The following is a 19,164-nucleotide window of genomic DNA, read 5'->3' on the forward strand; positions in this document are numbered from 1 at the left end:
TTCTACTGGCCGACTGCATACGTATTGATCTATTTGCCTATTTGTTGGGCTTGGATATCATAGCCCATGTGGTTCGATATCAGCCGACTGCCTGTTAAAAGGCTGATAACATTCCAAAATCGGGGACCCTAACAACTTGGCATAGACCCTGCTTTTGAGGAAGCCGCGCACAATGCCGCTCGATGCGACCATTGCGCGTGTATCCGGCCACGCGCCGGAAGGCTTAAGACCAACCAGACTGCGCCCCACGCGCATCGAACTCGACCCTGCAATCTGCAATGCCCGGGAGGCGCTCAGTGAAGAAGATTGAAGCCATCATCAAGCCCTTCAAGCTCGACGAGGTGAAAGAAGCGCTCCAGGAAGTCGGACTGCAAGGCATCACCGTGACCGAAGCAAAGGGATTTGGCCGCCAGAAGGGCCACGCCGAACTGTATCGCGGTGCGGAATACATCGTCGACTTCCTGCCCAAGGTGAAGATCGAGATCGTGATCGGCGACGACCTGGTCGAGAAAGCGATTGACGCGATCCGCCGCGCGGCCCAGACCGGACGGATCGGCGACGGCAAGATCTTCGTCTCCAACATCGAGGAAGCCATCCGCATCCGGACCGGCGAATCCGGGCTGGACGCTATTTAAGCCCGGTGCTATCCGGATTTTCTGACGGCAAAAGAGAAAAAAGGCTGCTTCGGCAGCCTCATTTCGTTTCAGCAGTCACACGAACTCGCCAAAAGCGGGAATAACGTCCCTCTCCGCTGGAAACCGACCCGCACATCCATAAGGGGTATTCATGAAGACCGCCAAAGACGTCCTGAAATCGATCAAGGACAACGACGTCAAATACGTCGACCTGCGCTTCACCGATCCGCGCGGCAAGTGGCAGCACGTCACCTTCGACGTCAGCATGATCGACGATGACATCTTCGCCGAGGGAACGATGTTCGACGGATCGTCGATCGCGGGCTGGAAGGCGATCAATGAATCCGACATGTGCCTGATGCCCGACCCGGTGACCGCGACGATCGACCCGTTCTTCGCCGAGACCACCATGGTCATCACCTGCGACGTGCTCGAGCCGACCACCGGCGAGCCCTACAACCGCGACCCCCGCGGCATCGCCAAGAAGGCCGAGGCCATGGTGAAGTCGATGGGCGTGGGCGACACCGTGTTCGTCGGCCCCGAGGCCGAGTTCTTCGTGTTCGACGACGTGCGCTATTCGGCCGAACCCTACAACACCGGCTTCCGCCTCGACTCCTCCGAGCTGCCGATCAACTCGGCGACCGAATATGAGGGCGGCAACCTCGGCCACCGCATCCGTACCAAGGCCGGCTACTTCCCGGTGCCGCCGCAGGACTCGGTGCAGGACATGCGCTCCGAGATGCTCGGCGCGATGGCCAAGATGGGCGTCAAGGTCGAGAAGCACCACCATGAAGTCGCTTCGGCCCAGCACGAACTCGGCATGAAGTTCGACACGCTGACGCTGATGGCCGACCAGATGCAGGTCTACAAGTACTGCATCCACCAGGTCGCCCACATCTACGGCAAGACCGCCACCTTCATGCCGAAGCCGGTCTATGGCGACAACGGCTCGGGCATGCACGTCCACCAGTCGATCTGGAAGGACGGCAAGCCGACCTTCGCCGGCAACAAGTATGCCGACCTGTCGGAAACCTGCCTGCACTACATCGGCGGCATCATCAAGCACGCCAAGGCGATCAACGCCTTCACCAACCCGTCGACCAACTCCTACAAGCGTCTGGTCCCGGGCTATGAGGCGCCGGTTCTGCTCGCCTACTCCGCGCGCAACCGCTCGGCGTCCTGCCGCATCCCCTACACGGCGAACCCAAAGGCCAAGCGCGTCGAAGTGCGCTTCCCCGATCCGATGGCCAATCCCTATCTCGGCTTCGCCGCGATGCTGATGGCCGGCCTCGACGGCATCAAGAACAAGATCGATCCGGGTCCGGCGATGGACAAGGACCTCTACGATCTGCCGAAGGAAGAGCTGAAGCAGATCCCGACCGTGTGCGGCTCGCTGCGCGAGGCGCTCGAGAGCCTCGACAAGGATCGCGCGTTCCTCAAGAACGGCGGCGTGTTCGACGACGACTTCATCGACGCCTATATCGAGCTGAAGATGACCGAGGTCGCCCGTTTCGAAATGACCCCGCACCCGGTCGAGTTCGAAATGTACTACTCGCTGTAAGCTTCACGGCAGACACGATGCGAAAGGCGCTTCCACCGGAAGCGCCTTTTGTTTTGGGTGAACGCTATGTGGATGGGTCGAGAAGTGCGAAGGATGGGTAGAGCGAAGCGAAACCCATCGCGCCTTGCGCAAGCGTCGACATGATGGGTTTCGCTTTGCTCTACTCATCCCACGGCTTGCCTCCGCAGGGGCGCACCGCCAAAACATCGAAAACAACCCCATGCAAAGGAGCCGGCGGCGTACCGGCATTCGACACGGCACCTTGACATGTCGGGCAAATCAGCGGCATAATTCTATTATTCGGAAATCGTGCAGGCGCACGTCGCCCCCGTGCTACGAGACGTGGCCGTAGCCATATGCGATTGCCGATCCCGCGCGCCTCCACACACTTATCTTCGCGCCTTGCGATCATTCGACACCCTGCTTGCGAATCCCTGGGCTGCCGCGATCAGCGTCTCGATCGCCCGTGACGACCGCGCCTTGTTCGGCTTCGCCAGCTCCTGCAACAGCAAGCCGTCGATACCGGCCAGCATGAAGCGGGCAACGTCGGCGCATCCCGCCGCATCTAGCTCACCGGTTCGAACCGCAACGCCTTGCAGGATGTCCTGATAGACCCTGACGTAGGCGTCATACTGATAGGCTGCGAGCCCAGCCGCATCGTCACGGCGCAGCGCGTACAGCGTCAGTTCATACTGCACGATCTGCAGCTCGAGCGTTCGCGTGAGATAGCGCCAGCCGGCGCGCAGGGATTCGCGGATACAGCTCGCGACGTCGGCGGTATCGCTGGTTTCCTCTCGCAACGCCGCGGTCGTCTCGTCGATCAGATATTCGAGCACCGCCAGCAGCAACGCGCTCTTGCTCTCGAAGTGATAGTGCAGCGTGGCGAGGCGAACGCCCGCGCCAGCCGCGATGTCCCGAGTCGTCGTTGCGGCGACGCCCCCGGTTCGCAGCGCTTGCAACGCTCCCTCGATGATCTGGCGTCGCGTTCGTTCGCCCTTTGCGCCGACCTGTTCACGTCCTGCAGTTGTCATCCGTCTCTCCGGTGCGCGCGACGATTGTCCATACCGTGCCGCACAAATTTGCATGTTGCACAAAATTGGTCATTTGACCAAATTTATCGCCTGTGTTTATCCTTGACGCAACGACACCGGGTTCCCGGGGGAAACAAAAATCGAGAGGAACGAGAATGACCGTAGCAGCCGCTCGAAACAACGACACGCTCACTCGTCACGTCGTCTACCCCTTCGCCAATGCCAACTTCCTTGCCGAGAACCCGCCAATCTGCATCGAGGGCGGTGAAGGTGTCTATGTCTCGGACGGCCAGGGTGGGCGCTATCTCGACGGACAGGCGGGGCTTTGGAACGTCAATGTCGGGCATGGTCGCCCCGAGATCAAACAGGCGATCGTCGAGCAGCTCGATCGTCTCAGCTTCTATTCAACCTTCGGCAACACCACCAACAGCCCGTCGGTAGCCCTTGCCGAGGAACTCTGCCGACTGGCCGCGCCGGAAGGCATGGTCCGCGCATTCTTCTCGTCCGGCGGATCGGAGGCCAACGAGGCCGCGATCAAGCTCGCCAAGCAGTATTGGCGGCTCGCCGGCGAGCCGCTGCGCACCAAGATCATCTCGCTGCGCGGCGCCTATCACGGCGTCACGCTGGGCGCGCTGTCCGCGGGCGGCGTCAATGTCTACAAGGAGCAGTTCACGCCGCTGCTGCCTGGCTTCTTCCAGGTCGAGACGCCGCACGCCTACCGCAACCCGTTTACGTCGGATCCGGAGGCGCTCGGCCGGCTCTGCGCCGAATTGCTCGAGCGGGAGATCATCTATCAGGGACCGGGCAGCGTCGCGGCGTTCATGGCCGAGCCGGTGCAGGGCGCCGGCGGCGTGATCGTGCCGCCCGCGAATTTCTGGCCGCTGCTGCGCGAGGTCTGCGACCGCCACGGTGTGCTCCTGATCGCCGACGAGGTCGTCACCGGCTTCGGCCGCTCGGGCAGCATGTTCGGCAGCCGCGCCTGGGGCGTCAAACCCGACATCATGGTGTTCGCCAAGGGCATCAACAGCGGCTACATCCCGCTCGGTGCGACCCTGATCAATGCGAAGGTGGATGCGGCCTTCCAGTCCGACGACAAGTCGCAGTTCACGCCCCGCGCCTTCATGCACGGCAACACCTATGCCGGCCATCCCCTCGCCTGCGCGGCCGCGATCGCCAATCTACGGATCGTCGAGCGGGAGGAACTGCCGGCCAATGCCGGCAAGGTCGGCGCCTATCTGCTGGCGCGGCTGAAGGACATGCAGAAGCGCCACCCCAACATGGGCGACGTGCGGGGCAAGGGGCTGATGATCGGCATCGAGCTGGTCGCCGATCCCGAGACCAAGCGGCCGTTCGACCTCGCGCAGAATTTTGGTCAGCGGATCTGGGAGCGCTGTGTCGCCAAGGGCATCCTGATCCGCAACCTCGCCGACACCTTCATCATATCCCCGCCGCTGACCTTCACGACCGAACACGCCGACAGGATCGCGGACACCTTCGACGAGGCGATCAGCGCGGTCGAATAGATCAACACGAGTTCGGGCCGCCAGGACAAGGGATTGCTCGCATGGCTACTGGGTTCGTCTGCCATGAACTTTACATGTGGCACAACACCGGCAACTGGGCCCAAGTGTTTCCGCCGGGCCTGACGATCCAACCCGGAACGCATGCGGAGAATCCGGAGACCAAGCGCCGCTTCCGCAATCTGATCGAGGTCAGCGGCCTGCTCGATCATCTCGTACAGATCAAACCGCGCCCAGCAACGGTGGCAGAGCTCGCCCGCGTCCACACCTCAGATCATATCGCCCACATCAAGCGCCTCAGCGACGCCGGCGGCGGCGACGCCAGCACCCTGACGCCGCTCGGCGCCGGCAGCTACGAGATCGCGCTGCTCGCGGCCGGCGGCGCCATCACTGCTGCCGAAGCGGTCGCATCGGGCGCGGTCGAGACAGCCTACGCGCTGATCCGCCCGCCGGGGCATCATGCCCGGCCCGACCTCGGCATGGGCTTCTGCCTGTTCGCCAACGCAAGCATTGCGATCCGTCATCTGCAGGCCACGGGCAGGTCTCGCGCGTCGCCGTCGTCGATTGGGACGTGCACCACGGCAACGGCACCCAGGCGGTATTCTATGAAGACCCGAGTGTGCTCACGATCTCTCTGCATCAGGACAATCTGTTTCCGCCCGACTCCGGTTCACTTGCCGAGAACGGCGCCGGCGCAGGCGACGGCTACAACATCAACGTACCGCTGCCGCCGGGCTCGGGCATCGGCGCCTATCGCTCGGCGTTCGAACGCGTCGTGCTGCCGGCACTGCATCGTTTCACACCTGACATGATCGTGGTGGCGTCCGGCTTCGATGCGTCCGGCGTCGATCCGCTCGGCCGCATGATGCTGTCGTCGGCGGCGTATCGCGAGATGACGCACATGCTGAGCACTGCTGCCAGGAGGTTGTGCAACGGCCGCATCCTGATGACGCATGAGGGCGGCTATTCGGAGATGTACGCGCCCTATTGCGGGCTCGCGGTTCTCGAGGAGCTCACCGGCATCAAGACCCAGATCGCCGATCCCTGGCAACCGTTGATGGCTGCGTGGGGCGGCAACGATCTGCAGCCGCATCAGGCCGCGGTGATCGATGCGGCTGCTGCGCTCGTGAACCGGCTGCCGGCTCGACACTGACAATGGGATTGATGAAAGCAATTGCCGGATGCCATGGCACGGTTCGTGCAACAGCCGCCGCCGTGCATCTCCTGCTTTAGAGCGAGGCGTCGGATTGTCCGCGCCGTAAACGAGGGGTACTGACGATCATGCTTGACCGACGTTCACTTCTCGGCGGCGTTGCCGCCGGCGCGAGCTCGATTGCACTGCTGGCGAGCCTGAACAGTGAGGTCCGTGCCGCGGGAAGCCCGATCAAGATCGGCTCGGCATTGCCGATGTCCGGCTTTGCCGCCGCCGACGGCATCGAGTTCAAGAACGGCCTCACGCTTGCCGCTGAAGAGATCAACGGCGCCGGCGGCATTTTGGGACGCCCGATCCAGATCGCGATCGAAGACACCAAGGAGATGGGCGCCGATGTCGTCACTCAGGCGATGCAGCGCCTGATCGACCGTCATTCGGCGAGCGCGATCATCAACGGATACAATGTCGGCACGAACATGGTCGAGATGGACGTCGCGGCCGACAACGACGTCATCTTCGTGCACTACAATACGCTGATCTCGCACAACACCAAGTTCCTTAGCGACCCGCAGCGCTATTACTCCTGCTTCCAGGGCGATCCGCCGGAGTTCTACTACGGCCCCGGCTTCCTGCTTTTCCTGAAATCGCTGATCGACAATAAGCAATGGTCGCCGCCGAACCGGAAGATCGCGATCATCCCCTCGGCGAACGAATATTCGATCGTGATCGCCAACGCGATCCGCGACCGCGTCAAGGAATTCGGCTTCGAGCTCGGTCTCTACGAGACCGTGCCCTTCCCGACCAACCAATGGGGGCCGACGCTCGCCAAGCTGCGCCAGGATCCTCCGGCCGCGATCGCGGTGACGCACTTCCTGCCGCAGGATCTGGCGCAGTTCATGACCCAGTTCCTGCCGGAGCCGACCCACAGCCTGGTCTACATGCAATACGGGCCCTCGCTTCCGGCGTTCCGCGAGATCGGCAAGGAAGCCATCAACGGCGTGATCTATTCCACCGTGATCGGCTGCCTGCCCGACGAGTTCTCCGCGGCCTATCGCAAGGCCTATCGTGAGAAGTTCGGCGCCAACGCCGCCTTCATCACGGGATCGCAGACCTATGACGGGCTCTGGCACTACGCGCTGTCGGCGGCGATCGCCGGCGGCGCCAGCGAGCCCGGCAACAAGGAGCAAACCCGCAAGATCTCGGAAGCGATGAAGCGGCTGATCTACCGCGGCGTCAACGGCATCTACCACGCCGATCCCAAGGGACAGTCCGCCTTCTGCTATCCGACCCAGGTCAAGGATCCCTCGCTCGGCATGGCGCATCAGTTCCTACAGCACCAGGACTACCGAACCGATCCCAAGCTGATCGCGCCCGCGCTGTATGCAACCGATACGATGAAGCTGCCGCCCTGGATCAAGGCATAAGAGGCGCGCGCGGTGATCTCTTCCGACCAGACGAACGGCCCGCTGCTGATCTGCCAGGGCGTGACCAAGACGTTCGGGTCGCTCCGGGCGGTGGACGGCCTGTCGTTGACCGTTCGGCCGGGCGAGGTGGTCGGTCTCGGCGGACCGAACGGTGCCGGCAAGACGACGTTCTTCGATGTGGTCACCGCCGTTACCCCGATCACCGATGGCCGGATTCTGTTTGCGGGGCGCGATATCACCCGACTTGCGGCGCACGAGGTGTGCCGCGCCGGCATCGCCCGCACCTTTCAGCTCAACGCGGCATTCGACAGCCTCTCGGTCGAGGAGAATATCGAGATTGCTGCGCATTTCGGCGACACTGATCGCCGCTTCCCGGGCTTTTCGATCAGCCGCGCCGCCCGGCAGCGTGCCGCCACTGCGCTCGATCTGGTCGGCCTCCCCGGCCGGCAGCGCATCGCGCGCGACCTGCCGGTGCTGGACCGCAAGCTTTTGATGATCGCAGGCGCCGTCGCGACCTCGCCGCGATTGCTGCTGCTCGACGAGCCGGTCGGCGGCCTCAGCCCGTCGGAGGTCGATCGCATCGCCGACGTCGTGAAGCGGCTGTCGACATCCGGAATCGCGATCCTGCTGATCGAGCATGTGATGCGCTTCCTGCTCTCGCTGTCGACGCGCGTGGTGATCATGCACCATGGCAAAGCGATCTTCGAAGGCGCCCCCTCGGCGGTCGCCGACGATCAGACCGTGGTCGAGACCTATCTGGGCAAGGCCGCAACCAGCCGGCTCAAGGCCTTTTTCGTCAAGCAGCCGGAGCTGAACGCGCATGGCTGAACCGTCAAACCCGCCCTGCCTTGTCGTGAACGGTCTCGTGACCGGCTATGACGGCCGCAATGTGCTGACCGGCGTGTCGCTGTCGCTGAATTCAGGCGAGCTCGTCACGGTGGTCGGACCAAACGGACACGGCAAGACGACGCTGCTGCGCGCGATCTCCGGCCTGCTTCCGGTCCGCAAGGGATCGGTGTCCTTGAACGGCCGCACCATCTCGGGCCTGCCCGCGCATCGCGTCGCCGCGGGCGGCGTGATCCACGTGCCGCAGGGCGATCTGTTGTTCGCAGGCATGAGCGTGCTCGAGAATCTGTTGATGGGCGCCTATCTCGATGCCGACCAGGCGGCGGTGACCCGGCGTCTCGACGAAGTGTTCACGCTGCTGCCAAAACTTGCGGAGCGGCAGGCCCAGATCGCCGCAAGCCTCTCCGGCGGCGAGCGACGGATGGTCGGCATCGGCCGCGGCCTGATGATGAAGGGCACGGTGATGCTGATCGACGAGCCGTCGCTCGGCCTCGCACCGATCGTCATCGAGCAGATCTACGAGGTGATCGCGCGGCTGAAGGCGAGCGGCCGCACCATCCTGCTGGTCGAGGAGAACCCGGCCCGCGTCGCCGATATCGCCGACCGCATTCACCTGCTCGACAACGGCGCCTTCGTCTGGTCGGGCGAACCGTCCGTCCTGCTGCAGCGCGACGAGCTGCTCGCAACCTATCTCGGAGGCTGATGACGTGGAGATCATAGGACCGGTCATCGTCTCCGGGATTACCACCGGCGCCTTGTATGCGCTGGCGACCCTTGGCCTCTCGCTGGTCTGGGGCTCGCTCGGCATGCTGAACATGGCGCATGGCACGCTGTTGACGCTCGGCGGCTACGCGGCGTTCACGGCTGCCGGCCAACTCGGCTTGCCGGTCCCCGCAGCGGTGCTTGCCGCAGCCGCGGTCGGCGGCGCGATCGGTGCGCTGATCTTCATGCTGGTCGCCTATCCGCTGTCACGCCGCAGCCCCGAGACCTTCGAGACCACCATCATGATCGCGACCTTCGGCGTCGCGCTCACCCTCGAGAATGTCGTGCTGCGGCTCTATGGCGGCCAGCCGCTGGGGCAACCGCTCGCGGTGGGCGGCTCGATCAATCTCGGCGGCTTCGTGCTGCCCTGGCAGAACCTCGTCATCATCGTCAGCGCCGTCGCGCTGATGGGGGCCACCGCCTTGTTTCTCACCCGGACCAAGGCCGGCCGCGCCGTTCGCGCGACAGCCCAGAACCCCGACGCCGCGAAGCTGATGGGCGTGCCGGTGGCGCGGGTCTATCTGCAGGTCCTGATCCTCTCCGGCATGCTCGCCGGCGTTTGCGGCGTGCTGGTGTCGTCGATCACCCAGCTTTCGCCGGCGCTCGGCGCCGATCCGATGCTGAAGGCCTTCATCATGTGCGTGGTGGCCGGGCTCGGCAACCTGCCCGGCGCGATCATCATCTCGTTCGGTCTGGCGATTGTCGAGGCGCTGGTCCAGTTCCTGGCCGGAGCGCGCTGGGGCTTCCCGGCTCTCTTGGCCATCGTGATCCTGGTGCTCATTCGCCGGCCCGGCGGATTGTTCGGCCGGGTCGAAGTGCGACGCCTGTGAGGTCGACGTGAAACGCCAGGATCTCGCCAACCTCCTGATCGGTCTGTTCGTGCTCGCCGCGGCGATCGCGCTGCCTTTCTATGTCGACAGCCGCTACGTGATCGGTCAGGTCACGCTTGGCCTGTTCTATGCCATCGTCGCCTCGCAGTGGAACCTGCTGTTCGGCTTTTCCGGCGTGTTCTCGCTGGCGCAGATGGCGCTGTTCGGGTTCGGCGGCTACGCCACCGCGATGCTGTGCTTCTATTTCGGCCTCAACGTCTGGGCCGCCATGCCGCTCGCGGCCATTGCGACCGTGCTGTTCAGCCTGGTGATAGGTGCGGCGTGCCTGCGCCTCAGCGGCGCCTATACCGCGCTGCTGACGCTCGCGGTCGCGCAGGTGATGTATCTGTTGATCGTCACCGACACCGACTGCTTCGTCATGGTTGGCACGCAGTGCCGGCAACTGACCGGTGGCGCCGTCGGCTTTGCCCGCTTCGGCGATCTCGGCACGCGCGCGATGTTCAAGGCCAAATATCTGGTGGCGGACTACGCGCTGGTGGTGGCCCTGTTCGCGGTGACGATGCTGTTCACCTGGGCCATCATCCGCGGCCCGATCGGGCTCGCCTTCCGCGCGCTGCGCGATAATCCCGGCTGCGCCATGGCCCGCGGCATCAGCCGCTTCCAGATGCAGCTGCTCGTATTCGGCCTCTCGGCATTCTTCACCGGGCTCGCCGGCGGGCTCTATGCCGCGCATTTTAATGCGATCGGACCGGGCGTGCTGTCGTTCTCGCAGCTGTTCTTCATCATCGCGATGGTGGTGGTGGGCGGCATTGGCCGGCTCTGGGGGCCGCTGGTCGGCGCCATCGTGCTGGTCGCCGCCGATGAGGCGATGCGCGAGATCGGCGAATTTCGCTCGCTCGGGCTCGGCATCATCATCGCGGCCGTGATGGTGCTGATGCCGAACGGCCTGATCGGCCTGTTTGAGAGCATTTGGGCCAGATTGCGCCGGCTGCGCACACGCAGTCCCGCGATGACGGCAGAAGTATCCGGCGACACGCCGGCGTGACCAGTGGAGTGACAGATGTACGATACGATCATCGTGGGCGCGGGCTCGGCCGGTTGCGTGCTGGCCAACCGGCTCTCGGCCGATCCCGCCCGCAAGGTGCTGGTGCTGGAGGCCGGCCGCGCCGCGCCACTGGCATCCGACATTCCCTCGGACTGGCCGACGATGTTCAACACCGCGGTCGACTGGGGCTACTACACCGAACCGCAGGCCGGCTGCCGCGGCCGCCGCGTGTTCTGGCCGCGCGGCAAGATGGTCGGCGGCTCCGGCGCGATGAACGCGATGATCTACATTCGCGGCCTGCCCTCCGACTATGACGGCTGGGAAAAGGCCGGCTGCGCCGGCTGGGGCTGGCGCGACGTGCTGCCGGATTTCATCGCGTTCGAGAACAATGCCGATTTTACCGAAAGTCCGCTGCACGGCACAGGCGGCCCGCTCCATGTCGCCCACGTTCCCTTTGTCGATCCCAACGAACTGCGCTGGCTGGAAGCCGCGAAGGCCGCCGGCCTCGCGCACAATCTCGACTTCAACGGCGAAAGTCAGGAGGGCGCCGGATTCTTCCAGTTCGTGATCAAGCAGGGCGAGCGGTTCGGAACCGGCAAGGCCTATCTGCGTCCTGCGCTGGCGCGCGCCAACCTCACGGTCAAGACTGGCGTTCGCGTGATCCGCGTGATCGTCGAGAAGGGCCGCGCGACCGGCGTCGAGTATCTCGAAAACGGCCGGCTCAATACGGCAAGCGCCGCCGGCGACATCGTGATGTCGTCCGGGGCGATCGGCTCCGCACAGCAATTGCTGCTGTCGGGCATCGGTCCCGCCGACGAGCTCAAGGCCGTCGGCGTGACGCCGCTGCATGACCTGCCCGGCGTGGGAAAGGATCTCCAGGACCACATCAACATTCCGATCACCTTCTACACCAGAGAAAATATCGGCGTCGGCGCCTGGACCGACGAGAGCCTCGCGGCCAGCCTGAAACAATGGCAGGAGAGCCGCAGTGGTCCGCGCTCCTCCCCCTGGGTCGCAGCCGGCGCTCATGTTCGCAGCCGCCCGGACGTCGAGCCCGATCTGCAGCTCTATGGCGCCATCAGTCCGCACCGCGACTATGTGCGCTTCCTGTCCTCGAAGCCGGGCATCACGCTGCATTCGACGTTGCAGCGGCCGAACAGCCGCGGCGAACTGACCTTGCGCTCGGCCGATCCGCTCGAATACCCGGCGATCGATCCGCGCTATTTCTCATCCGATCCCACGGCGCAGGACATCAAAACTCTGGTGCAGGGTGTACGGATCAACCGTCATATCGCGGCCCAGTCGCCGCTGCGCGAGCTGATCGAAGGAGAAGTCACGCCGAGCGCCGAAGCAAGCAGCGACGCTGAGATCGCCGACTACGTGCGAGGTCATTGCACGACGTTGTATCACGCCGCCTCGACCTGCCGGATGGGCAACGACAGGATGGCCGTGGTCGATCCCGCGAGCTTCAAGGTCCGTGGTCTCGAGGGCCTTCGCGTGGCGGACGCCTCCGTGATCCCGATCATGATCTCGGGCAACATCCAGACGCCAACCCTTCTGATCGCCGAGCGTGCCGCTGCCGCCATCGCCCCGACCGGGATTCCTGCGTAGCTTTCGCATCGAACTCCCGATGACGCGTGCGAAAGGCGCTTCCTGGGGAAGCGCCTTTCGTTTTGGCCCGGCGGTTACGCCTTCACCCTGGCGACCCGCTGTCCGGCGGCGTCGAGCGCCCCGAAATTGCCCGCGATCATGTCGGGTGTCGGGATCATGCCGCCGAGCGACCAGCTCGCCGGCTCGCCTTCCTCGATCTTGACCCAGACGTTGCGGCGGAAATCGGGGTTACCCTGCCCCTCGACCTCGACCATGAGATCGGTGACGCGCTGCAGCAGCGCCTGCTTCTGCGCGACATCGAAGATGCCGCGGACGGTGGAAATGGTGACGTAAGGCATGGTCTCTCTCCATTGCTGAGATTGTGACAACGCAACGAAGATGGACCGGTACGGTGCGATCAGGCAGTGGCCGATCGGACAGAGATCGGGCAATATCTGCCACCGCCTGCCTGCGTCGATCGGGTAGGATGACGGCAAATTCCGGAGGTCCCATGAAGCTTGCGATCCTCGCGCTGGAAGGCTGCATGCAATCGGCGGTCGCCGGCATCGCCGACATCCTCACGCTCGGCAACCATGTGATGCAGTTGCGCGGCGGCAAGGCGCGCTTCAGCTGGCAGACGCTCTCGCTCGACGGCAAGGCGGTGCGCGCCGGCGGCGGCAAGTTGCTTGCCGTGGACGGCGCGGTCACCAAGCGGACGGCATTCGACGCGATCATCGTGCCGGGCAGCCTGGTCGACCATCTGACCGCCGAACGCCTGCAACCGCAATATGACCGTGCCGGCGCCTGGCTGCGCCAGCAACATGCTGGTGGACGATTGATCGGCGCCTTCTGCAGCGGCGTGCTGCTGCTCGCCAATGCCGGCCTGCTCGATGGCCGCCGCGCCACCATCACCTGGTGGCTGCAGAGCGAACTCCGCCGCCGCCATCCCAGAGTCGACCTCGCCAGCGATGCCGTGCTCACCCAAGCCGACCGCCTGGTCTGTGCCGCCGGCCCAATGTCGTGGGTCGATTTGTTGCTGCGGCTGATCGAGCTCGTCGAAGGCCCGGAGGTCGCAAAGGTCTGCGCCGACTATGCGGTGATCGACACCGCGCAACGCACGCAGGCGATCTTCATGCCGCTCGGCTACATGCTCGCCCAGGACCCGCTGCTGATGAAGGCGGATATGCTGGTGCGCCGCACCGGCAAGGCGCCGATCACGGTGCGCGGCCTCGCGCAGGCGCTGGGCCTGAGCGAGCGCACGCTGAACCGCCGCTTCCGCGAACTGACCCACGAGCCGCCACAAGCCTTCATCATGCGCCGCCGCGTCGAGCACGCCCGCACGCTGCTGGAGACGACGGCGCAACCGATCAAGGCCATCGCCCGCGCCACCGGCTATGAGGACGAGAGCAGCTTTCGCAAGGCCTTCCGCAAGCTGACGCTGCTGTCGCCTCAGGCCTACCGCGCACAGCGCACGATGCGCGCGGCGTAGTTGCAAGCTGCCCGCAAGACTACGGTCAGCAATACTGACGAACCCAATGACGTGACGCGAGCCGACACGCAAAGCGCGATGTTCGGAATCGACAACGTGTGGAGTCGGGTGTTCACTTCCGGCAAGGACTCAAAAAGCGGTCTCCGATAAGACAAGCACATTCATTTTCGCATGGGGAGAAACGAGATGTCTTTCGTCGCACGACGAACGGCGGCGCTTTCGACCGCCATCATTATCATCGCCGTCGGTGCAGGCAGCGCATTGGCCCAGAAGAAATACGATACCGGCGCCAGCGACACCGAAATCAAGATCGGCAACATCATGCCATACAGCGGGCCGGCATCCGCCTATGGCACCAGCGGCCGGGCTCAGGCGGCCTATTTCCGCAAGATCAACGCCGAGGGTGGCATCAATGGACGAAAGATCACCTTCATCTCCTATGACGACAGCTACAGTCCGCCGAAGACGGTCGAGCAGGCGCGCAAGCTGGTCGAAGGCGACGAGGTCTTGCTGATCTTCGCCGCTCTCGGCACGGCCTCCAATGGCGCGATCCAGAAGTACATGAATGCGAAGAAGGTGCCGCAGCTGTTCATCCAGACCGGTGCGACCAAGTGGAACGATCCACAGAACTTTCCGTGGACCATGGGCTGGCAACCCAGTTATCAGAGCGAGGGACGAATCTACGCCAAGCACATCCTGAAGGAAAAGCCGGGCGGCAGGATCGCCGTCCTCTACCAGAACGACGATTACGGAAAGGACTACCTGAAGGGCCTGAAAGACGGCCTCGGCGACAAGGCGGCGTCGATGATCGTGATCGAGGATGCCTATGAGGTGGCCGAGCCGACGATCGACACGCATATCGTCAAGATGAAGTCGATGAATGCCGATGTATTCGTCAACATTGCCACACCGAAATTCGCAGCACAGGCCATCAAGAAAGCCGCCGAGATCGGCTGGAGGCCGTTACACATCCTCAACTCGGTCGGCTCCTCGCTCGGCGCCGTGATCCAGCCTGCGGGCCTCGAGAACGCACAAGGTATCATTTCGGTGGCCTACCTGATGGATCCGCTCGATCCGCAATGGAAGGACGACCCCGGCATGAAGGCATTCGACCAATATCTCTCCAAATATTTCCCCGAGGGCAATCGAGCCGATAGCCTGGTGGTAACTGGCTACAACGCCGCCCAGACGCTGGTTCAGGTGCTGAAGCAGTGCGGCGACGACCTCACGCGCGCCAACGTGATGAAACAGGCCGCCAACCTGAAGGCCTTCCGGACCAACAACCTGCTGCCCGGAATTACGATGAACACCAGTCCGATCGATTTCGCGCCGATCAAGCAGATGCGGCTCAGACGGCTCACGGGCGAGCGATGGGAGCTGTTCGGGCCAATGCTCAGCGCAGAAGTCGGCGGTTAGCGCGATCTGTAGGGTAGGTCGAGCCAACGGGCCGCGCTCACACCCGAAACAGCTTCGCGTAGCGCGCCTTGATCTCCTCGCTCTGCGCCTGCACCTGGGCCGGATCGGCCTTCAGCATCTTCAATTTGTCGAGCGGCACATGGCCGGCCTTTTCCTTCACCCTGGCGTGGAACGAACGGTGCGCGAACTCGTCGGCCAGCATCTGCTGGGTTTCGGCGCTGAAGAAGTAGCTCTGGAACAGCCGTGCCGCGCTCGGGTTCGGCGCGCTCTTGAACACGCCGCTCGGCACGATGATCAGCGGCGCGCCCTCAGTCGGATAGACCACCTCGACCGGCTTGCCCTGATCCCTGGCCAGCACGAGATTGTAGTCGTTGCCGTCGGCCATGACCGCGCGCTCGCCGAGCAGGATCTTCTTCGGCGGATCGGCTGCCGATTGCACCTGCATCACGCGCTGCTGCGCCAGCTTTTCCAGATACGGCCAGCCGAGATCGCGCGCCAGCACGAAGGTCGCGGTCAAGATCGCGCCGGAGTAGCCCGGGTGGCCCTTGACGATCTTGCCGCGCCATTTCGGATCGAGCAGATCGGCGTAGCTCTTCGGCGCCTCCTCGCGCTTCACCTGCTCGGTGTTGTAGCCGATCACCTCGAACCAGGCACAGGATGTCGCCGAAGTGCCGTCGGGATCGATCTGATCGGCCGGAAAATGCCTGGCGACGTCTTCCGGCAGATAGGCCGCGAGCCAGTCGTTCTTCTTCCAGTCGAGGTAATGCGCGGGATCGGTCGAGTTGGCGACGTCGACGGCATGGATGCCGCTGCCCTGCTCCTGGGCGATGCGCTGGAAGATGCGTTCGGCGCCGGAGCGCTCGACACGGACACTGATCCCCGGATACTTCTGCTCGAAGTCGCGCGCGAGACGCTCCGCCGTGTTCAGTTCGAGTGCACTGTAGAACGAGATCTTGCCTTCCTTCTTGGCGGCTGCGATCAGCTCCGGCGTCACGGCCTCAGCCGGCGGTGGCGCCGCCCGCAACGGTTCGGCGAACACCATGCCCACGGCCGTCGCCGCCGTCACCTTGAGCCAGTCGCGTCTCGACCATTCGCGGTCCTGCATTCCACGCTCCCTGAATCGGGCCGCTAACCGGCCGCGCCGTTGTTGTGCAACCGCAATAGATCACGATCGACGGAAAGAGTGCAGCGATTTTCACCGCCAGCCAATTGTCGAACGCGATCTTGCGCAACGTGACCTCATCGAAGCCGTCCGCGCGCAAACCCTGGATCAAGTTCGGGAGGTGGCTTGCGGTCCTTCAACGGAACGGGCGTGAGCGCGCCATCGCCCGCCTTCCCGGTATTCAGCGAGGTGCTGAGCCGCGTCATTATGGCCGTCGAAGATCGCAACCTTGCGGCCTTATCGTGTCGGGGCTTGCGAAAGCGATGGGTCCACGCTGTGGACTAGTTCTTCTGAGGCGGGTTCTCGCGCAGGAAGCGTTCCAGATCGGGCTGCACGGAGTAAGGCTGCGGAACCGGATCGCCCTGAAAGTCGACCTGAAGATCGAGGCAGCGCCGCAGCATCCGCGCCAGCTCGCCGCGCCGATAGGGCTTGGTCAGCAGCGGAATGCCATGGCCGCCACGTCCCTGTTGCGCCGGCAGCGCGCCATCGCTGTAGCCCGAGGTGAACAGCACCCGCAGCGCCGGTCGCCCGGCCATCAGCGTCTCCGCCAATTGCCGGCCGTTCATGCTGCCCGGCATTACGATGTCGGTGAACAGGAGATCGAACGCGGTGCCGCGGCTGACGATCTCGAGCGCGGCATCTGCGTTTGCCGCGACCAGCACCTTGTAGCCGAGGCTTTCGAGCTGGCCCGTGACGTAGTCGCGGATCGTCGGGTCGTCCTCGACGCACAGGATGGTCTCGTTGCCGCCCCTGACCGGCAGATCGTCCTCCTCGATCGCGCCCTGCACCGTGCCGTCCGCCTTGGGCAGATAGATCCTGAAGATGGTGCCGCGCCCCTGCTCGCTCTTGACCTCGATCCCGCCGCCGCTCTGCTTGACGAATCCGAACACCATGCTGAGCCCGAGCCCGGTGCCCTGCCCGACCTCCTTGGTGGAGAAGAACGGATCGAAGATCTTCTCCAGATGCGACGGCGAAATTCCGGTACCGGTATCGCTCACCTCGATCACGAGATGGTCGCCGGCACGCTCGACGCCGTGCGCGACGGCATCGGGAATCCCGAGCTGCATGTTGCGGGTCGCAAAGGTCAGCGTGCCGCCCTCGGGCATCGCATCGCGCGCATTGATGGCGAGATTGACCAGCGCGGCGCCGAGCTGGCTGCGGTCGACAAAGGCGAGCCAGGCGTTGCGGCCGAGCTCCGTCCTGATCTCGGTCTGCGACCCCAGCGTCTGCGACAGCAGCCGGACCACTTCGTCGATCAGGTCGTTGACGTCGGTCTCGGCAGGCTGCAACGGCTGCTTGCGCGCGAATGCCAGCAGGCTCGAGGTGAGTTGCGCGCCGCGATCGGCGGCATCGCTGATCAGCTTGGCGATTGCGGCAAGCTGCGGGTTATCCCTGACGCCGTCGGCGAGGATCTCGATCGTGCCGGTGATCACCGTCAGCATATTGTTGAAGTCGTGCGCGATGCCGCCCGTCAACCGCCCGAGCGATTCCGTCTTCTGCGCCTGGATCAACTGCTCTTCGGCGCGCCGGCGCTGGGTGACGTCCCTGACAAAGGAATTGATGATCCAGCCATCGCCGCGGCGCAGCGCATTGAGCGAAACCTCGACATAGAACCGGTGGCCGTCGCGGTGCACGGATGCGGTTTCATAACGCATGCCCATGCCGCCGGCCGCGGTCTCCTGCAGGAAGCGGGTGATGCGCTGCCGGTGTGCAACCCGCAACTCTTCCGGAAAAACCAGTTCGACCACGCGCTGGCCGACCGCCTCGGAGCGCGTCCAGCCGGTCAGCGCCTCGGACTGCGGGCTCCAATCGAGCACGATGCCGTCCTGGTCGGTCTGAACGAAGGCGTCGAGCGCGGTCCTGACGATGGCCTGCGCCATCTGCTCGCTCTCCACCAGCGCCTGATGCGCCTGACGCTCCGCGGTGACATCGCGCAGCACGATGACCGCGCCGCGCAAATTGCCGGCATCGTCGCGCAGCGGCCTGGCGTTGGCGACAAGGCAGACAGCCGGTTCCGCCCGCAGGGGTTTGACGATCAGTTCGCAATCGTCGACGTCATCGCCGCGCAGCGCACGCGCCATCGGCGTCTCCGCGATCGGCATCACAGTCGTGCCGTCAGCATAATAGTTCTGAAACGTGCGAACGCCGGTCAGGGTGTCAAAACCGGGTTCGACACGGTACAGCCGCCGCGCCGCGGCGTTGACGATCACGATCATCGCATGCTCGTCGGCGACCACCACCGGATCGCGGATGCTCTCGACGGTCTTCTCCAGCAAGTGCTGCCTGCTGCCCAATTGCGCGGACAGTTCGGCAAGCGTCGCAGCGAGCTGAGCGGCCTCGTCGTCGCCGCTCGGGCGTATCGAGACCGGCTCGCCGCGCGACAGCGCCTCCGCCGCCCGCACCAACTGGGCGGGCGTTCTGGACTGCGACCTCGCAATCATCTCAGCCGTCATCAACACCACCGAAACCACACCACCGGCGAGCAGAATGCCCGGCCAGGCGACGCCATGGATGAAGCCCAGCGCGAGCAGGAGTGTGACGACGGGAAGCATCATCCCGGCCGCCAGTCGGCCCGACAAATTCATCCCGACCAACTCACCGTGAGCAGTTGCACCGGAAAATGGAAAAGCAAAACAATATCGGAAAGGATTGTCGGCGCCGGGGCAATATCGGGTGGCTTGCGCCTTCTTGCTTAGCCGA

15 protein-coding genes and 2 pseudogenes are annotated in these 19,164 nt (G+C 64.1%); 13 read left to right on the forward strand and 4 right to left on the reverse strand.

What is annotated here, in order from left to right:
• Positions 1–296 precede the first annotated feature (296 nt).
• Positions 297–635 carry a P-II family nitrogen regulator gene (locus HU230_RS15165; RefSeq protein ID WP_011441447.1) on the forward strand — a complete coding sequence of 113 codons (339 nt, stop codon included), beginning with the start codon at positions 297–299 and terminating at the stop codon, positions 633–635.
• Positions 636–786: 151 nt separating this feature from the next.
• Positions 787–2,196 (forward strand): type I glutamate--ammonia ligase, encoded by a 1,410-nt coding sequence (gene glnA / locus HU230_RS15170; RefSeq protein WP_018271875.1) that lies wholly within the window; start codon positions 787–789, stop codon positions 2,194–2,196.
• A gap of 389 nt (positions 2,197–2,585) precedes the next feature.
• Here the strand turns inward: glnA and HU230_RS15175 are convergent, their stop codons facing one another.
• The gene (locus HU230_RS15175; protein WP_176530986.1) at positions 2,586–3,227 is read right to left on the reverse strand and encodes a TetR/AcrR family transcriptional regulator; all 642 of its coding nucleotides are present in this window, start codon (positions 3,225–3,227) and stop codon (positions 2,586–2,588) included.
• 155 nt (positions 3,228–3,382) lie between these two features.
• On the opposite strand from HU230_RS15175, the gene HU230_RS15180 reads away from it, so the two are divergent.
• From HU230_RS15180 to HU230_RS15215, 9 genes and pseudogenes are all read left to right on the forward strand, one after another.
• The gene (locus tag HU230_RS15180) at positions 3,383–4,750 is read left to right on the forward strand and encodes an aminotransferase class III-fold pyridoxal phosphate-dependent enzyme (RefSeq protein WP_176530985.1); all 1,368 of its coding nucleotides are present in this window, start codon (positions 3,383–3,385) and stop codon (positions 4,748–4,750) included.
• 74 nt (positions 4,751–4,824) lie between these two features.
• Positions 4,825–5,220, forward strand: a pseudogene (locus HU230_RS43620) (arginase family protein); the annotation flags it as partial.
• A gap of 98 nt (positions 5,221–5,318) precedes the next feature.
• Positions 5,319–5,900 carry an arginase family protein gene (locus tag HU230_RS43625; protein WP_275949087.1) on the forward strand — a complete coding sequence of 194 codons (582 nt, stop codon included), beginning with the start codon at positions 5,319–5,321 and terminating at the stop codon, positions 5,898–5,900.
• 128 nt (positions 5,901–6,028) lie between these two features.
• The gene (locus HU230_RS15190; RefSeq protein WP_176530983.1) at positions 6,029–7,324 is read left to right on the forward strand and encodes an ABC transporter substrate-binding protein; all 1,296 of its coding nucleotides are present in this window, start codon (positions 6,029–6,031) and stop codon (positions 7,322–7,324) included.
• 87 nt (positions 7,325–7,411) lie between these two features.
• A pseudogene (locus tag HU230_RS15195) lies at positions 7,412–8,152 on the forward strand (ABC transporter ATP-binding protein); the annotation flags it as partial.
• Entirely contained in the window at positions 8,145–8,873 is a 729-nt protein-coding gene (locus HU230_RS15200) for an ABC transporter ATP-binding protein (RefSeq protein ID WP_176530982.1), read from the forward strand. The pseudogene HU230_RS15195 and the gene HU230_RS15200, both read left to right, overlap by 8 nt.
• A 4-nt stretch (positions 8,874–8,877) precedes the next feature.
• Positions 8,878–9,762, forward strand: a complete 885-nt coding sequence (locus tag HU230_RS15205; RefSeq protein ID WP_176530981.1) for a branched-chain amino acid ABC transporter permease — start codon at positions 8,878–8,880, stop codon at positions 9,760–9,762.
• A gap of 7 nt (positions 9,763–9,769) precedes the next feature.
• Positions 9,770–10,807, forward strand: a complete 1,038-nt coding sequence (locus HU230_RS15210) for a branched-chain amino acid ABC transporter permease (protein ID WP_176530980.1) — start codon at positions 9,770–9,772, stop codon at positions 10,805–10,807.
• Between the two features lie 15 nt (positions 10,808–10,822).
• Positions 10,823–12,418, forward strand: a complete 1,596-nt coding sequence (locus HU230_RS15215) for a GMC family oxidoreductase (RefSeq protein ID WP_176530979.1) — start codon at positions 10,823–10,825, stop codon at positions 12,416–12,418.
• A gap of 74 nt (positions 12,419–12,492) precedes the next feature.
• On the opposite strand, the gene HU230_RS15220 is transcribed toward HU230_RS15215, so the two are convergent.
• On the reverse strand, positions 12,493–12,756 hold the full coding sequence (locus tag HU230_RS15220; RefSeq protein ID WP_176530978.1) for a tautomerase family protein: 264 nt from the start codon (positions 12,754–12,756) through the stop codon (positions 12,493–12,495).
• A 152-nt stretch (positions 12,757–12,908) separates the two neighbouring features.
• Here HU230_RS15220 and HU230_RS15225 point away from each other — a divergent pair, with 152 nt between their 5' ends.
• Both HU230_RS15225 and HU230_RS15230 read left to right on the forward strand, forming a co-directional pair.
• Positions 12,909–13,886, forward strand: a complete 978-nt coding sequence (locus tag HU230_RS15225; RefSeq protein WP_176530977.1) for a GlxA family transcriptional regulator — start codon at positions 12,909–12,911, stop codon at positions 13,884–13,886.
• 186 nt (positions 13,887–14,072) lie between these two features.
• A complete protein-coding gene (locus tag HU230_RS15230) occupies positions 14,073–15,302 on the forward strand; it encodes an ABC transporter substrate-binding protein (RefSeq protein ID WP_176530976.1) in 1,230 nt (409 codons plus the stop codon).
• 37 nt (positions 15,303–15,339) lie between these two features.
• Here the strand turns inward: HU230_RS15230 and HU230_RS15235 are convergent, their stop codons facing one another.
• Entirely contained in the window at positions 15,340–16,407 is a 1,068-nt protein-coding gene (locus HU230_RS15235; protein ID WP_176530975.1) for an ABC transporter substrate-binding protein, read from the reverse strand.
• 338 nt (positions 16,408–16,745) lie between these two features.
• The gene (locus HU230_RS15240) at positions 16,746–19,019 is read right to left on the reverse strand and encodes a hybrid sensor histidine kinase/response regulator (RefSeq protein WP_176530974.1); all 2,274 of its coding nucleotides are present in this window, start codon (positions 19,017–19,019) and stop codon (positions 16,746–16,748) included.
• Between the last annotated feature and the right edge of the window lie 145 nt (positions 19,020–19,164).

It is taken from the genome of Bradyrhizobium quebecense (assembly GCF_013373795.3).
Classification (GTDB): Bacteria; Pseudomonadota; Alphaproteobacteria; order Rhizobiales; family Xanthobacteraceae; genus Bradyrhizobium; species Bradyrhizobium quebecense.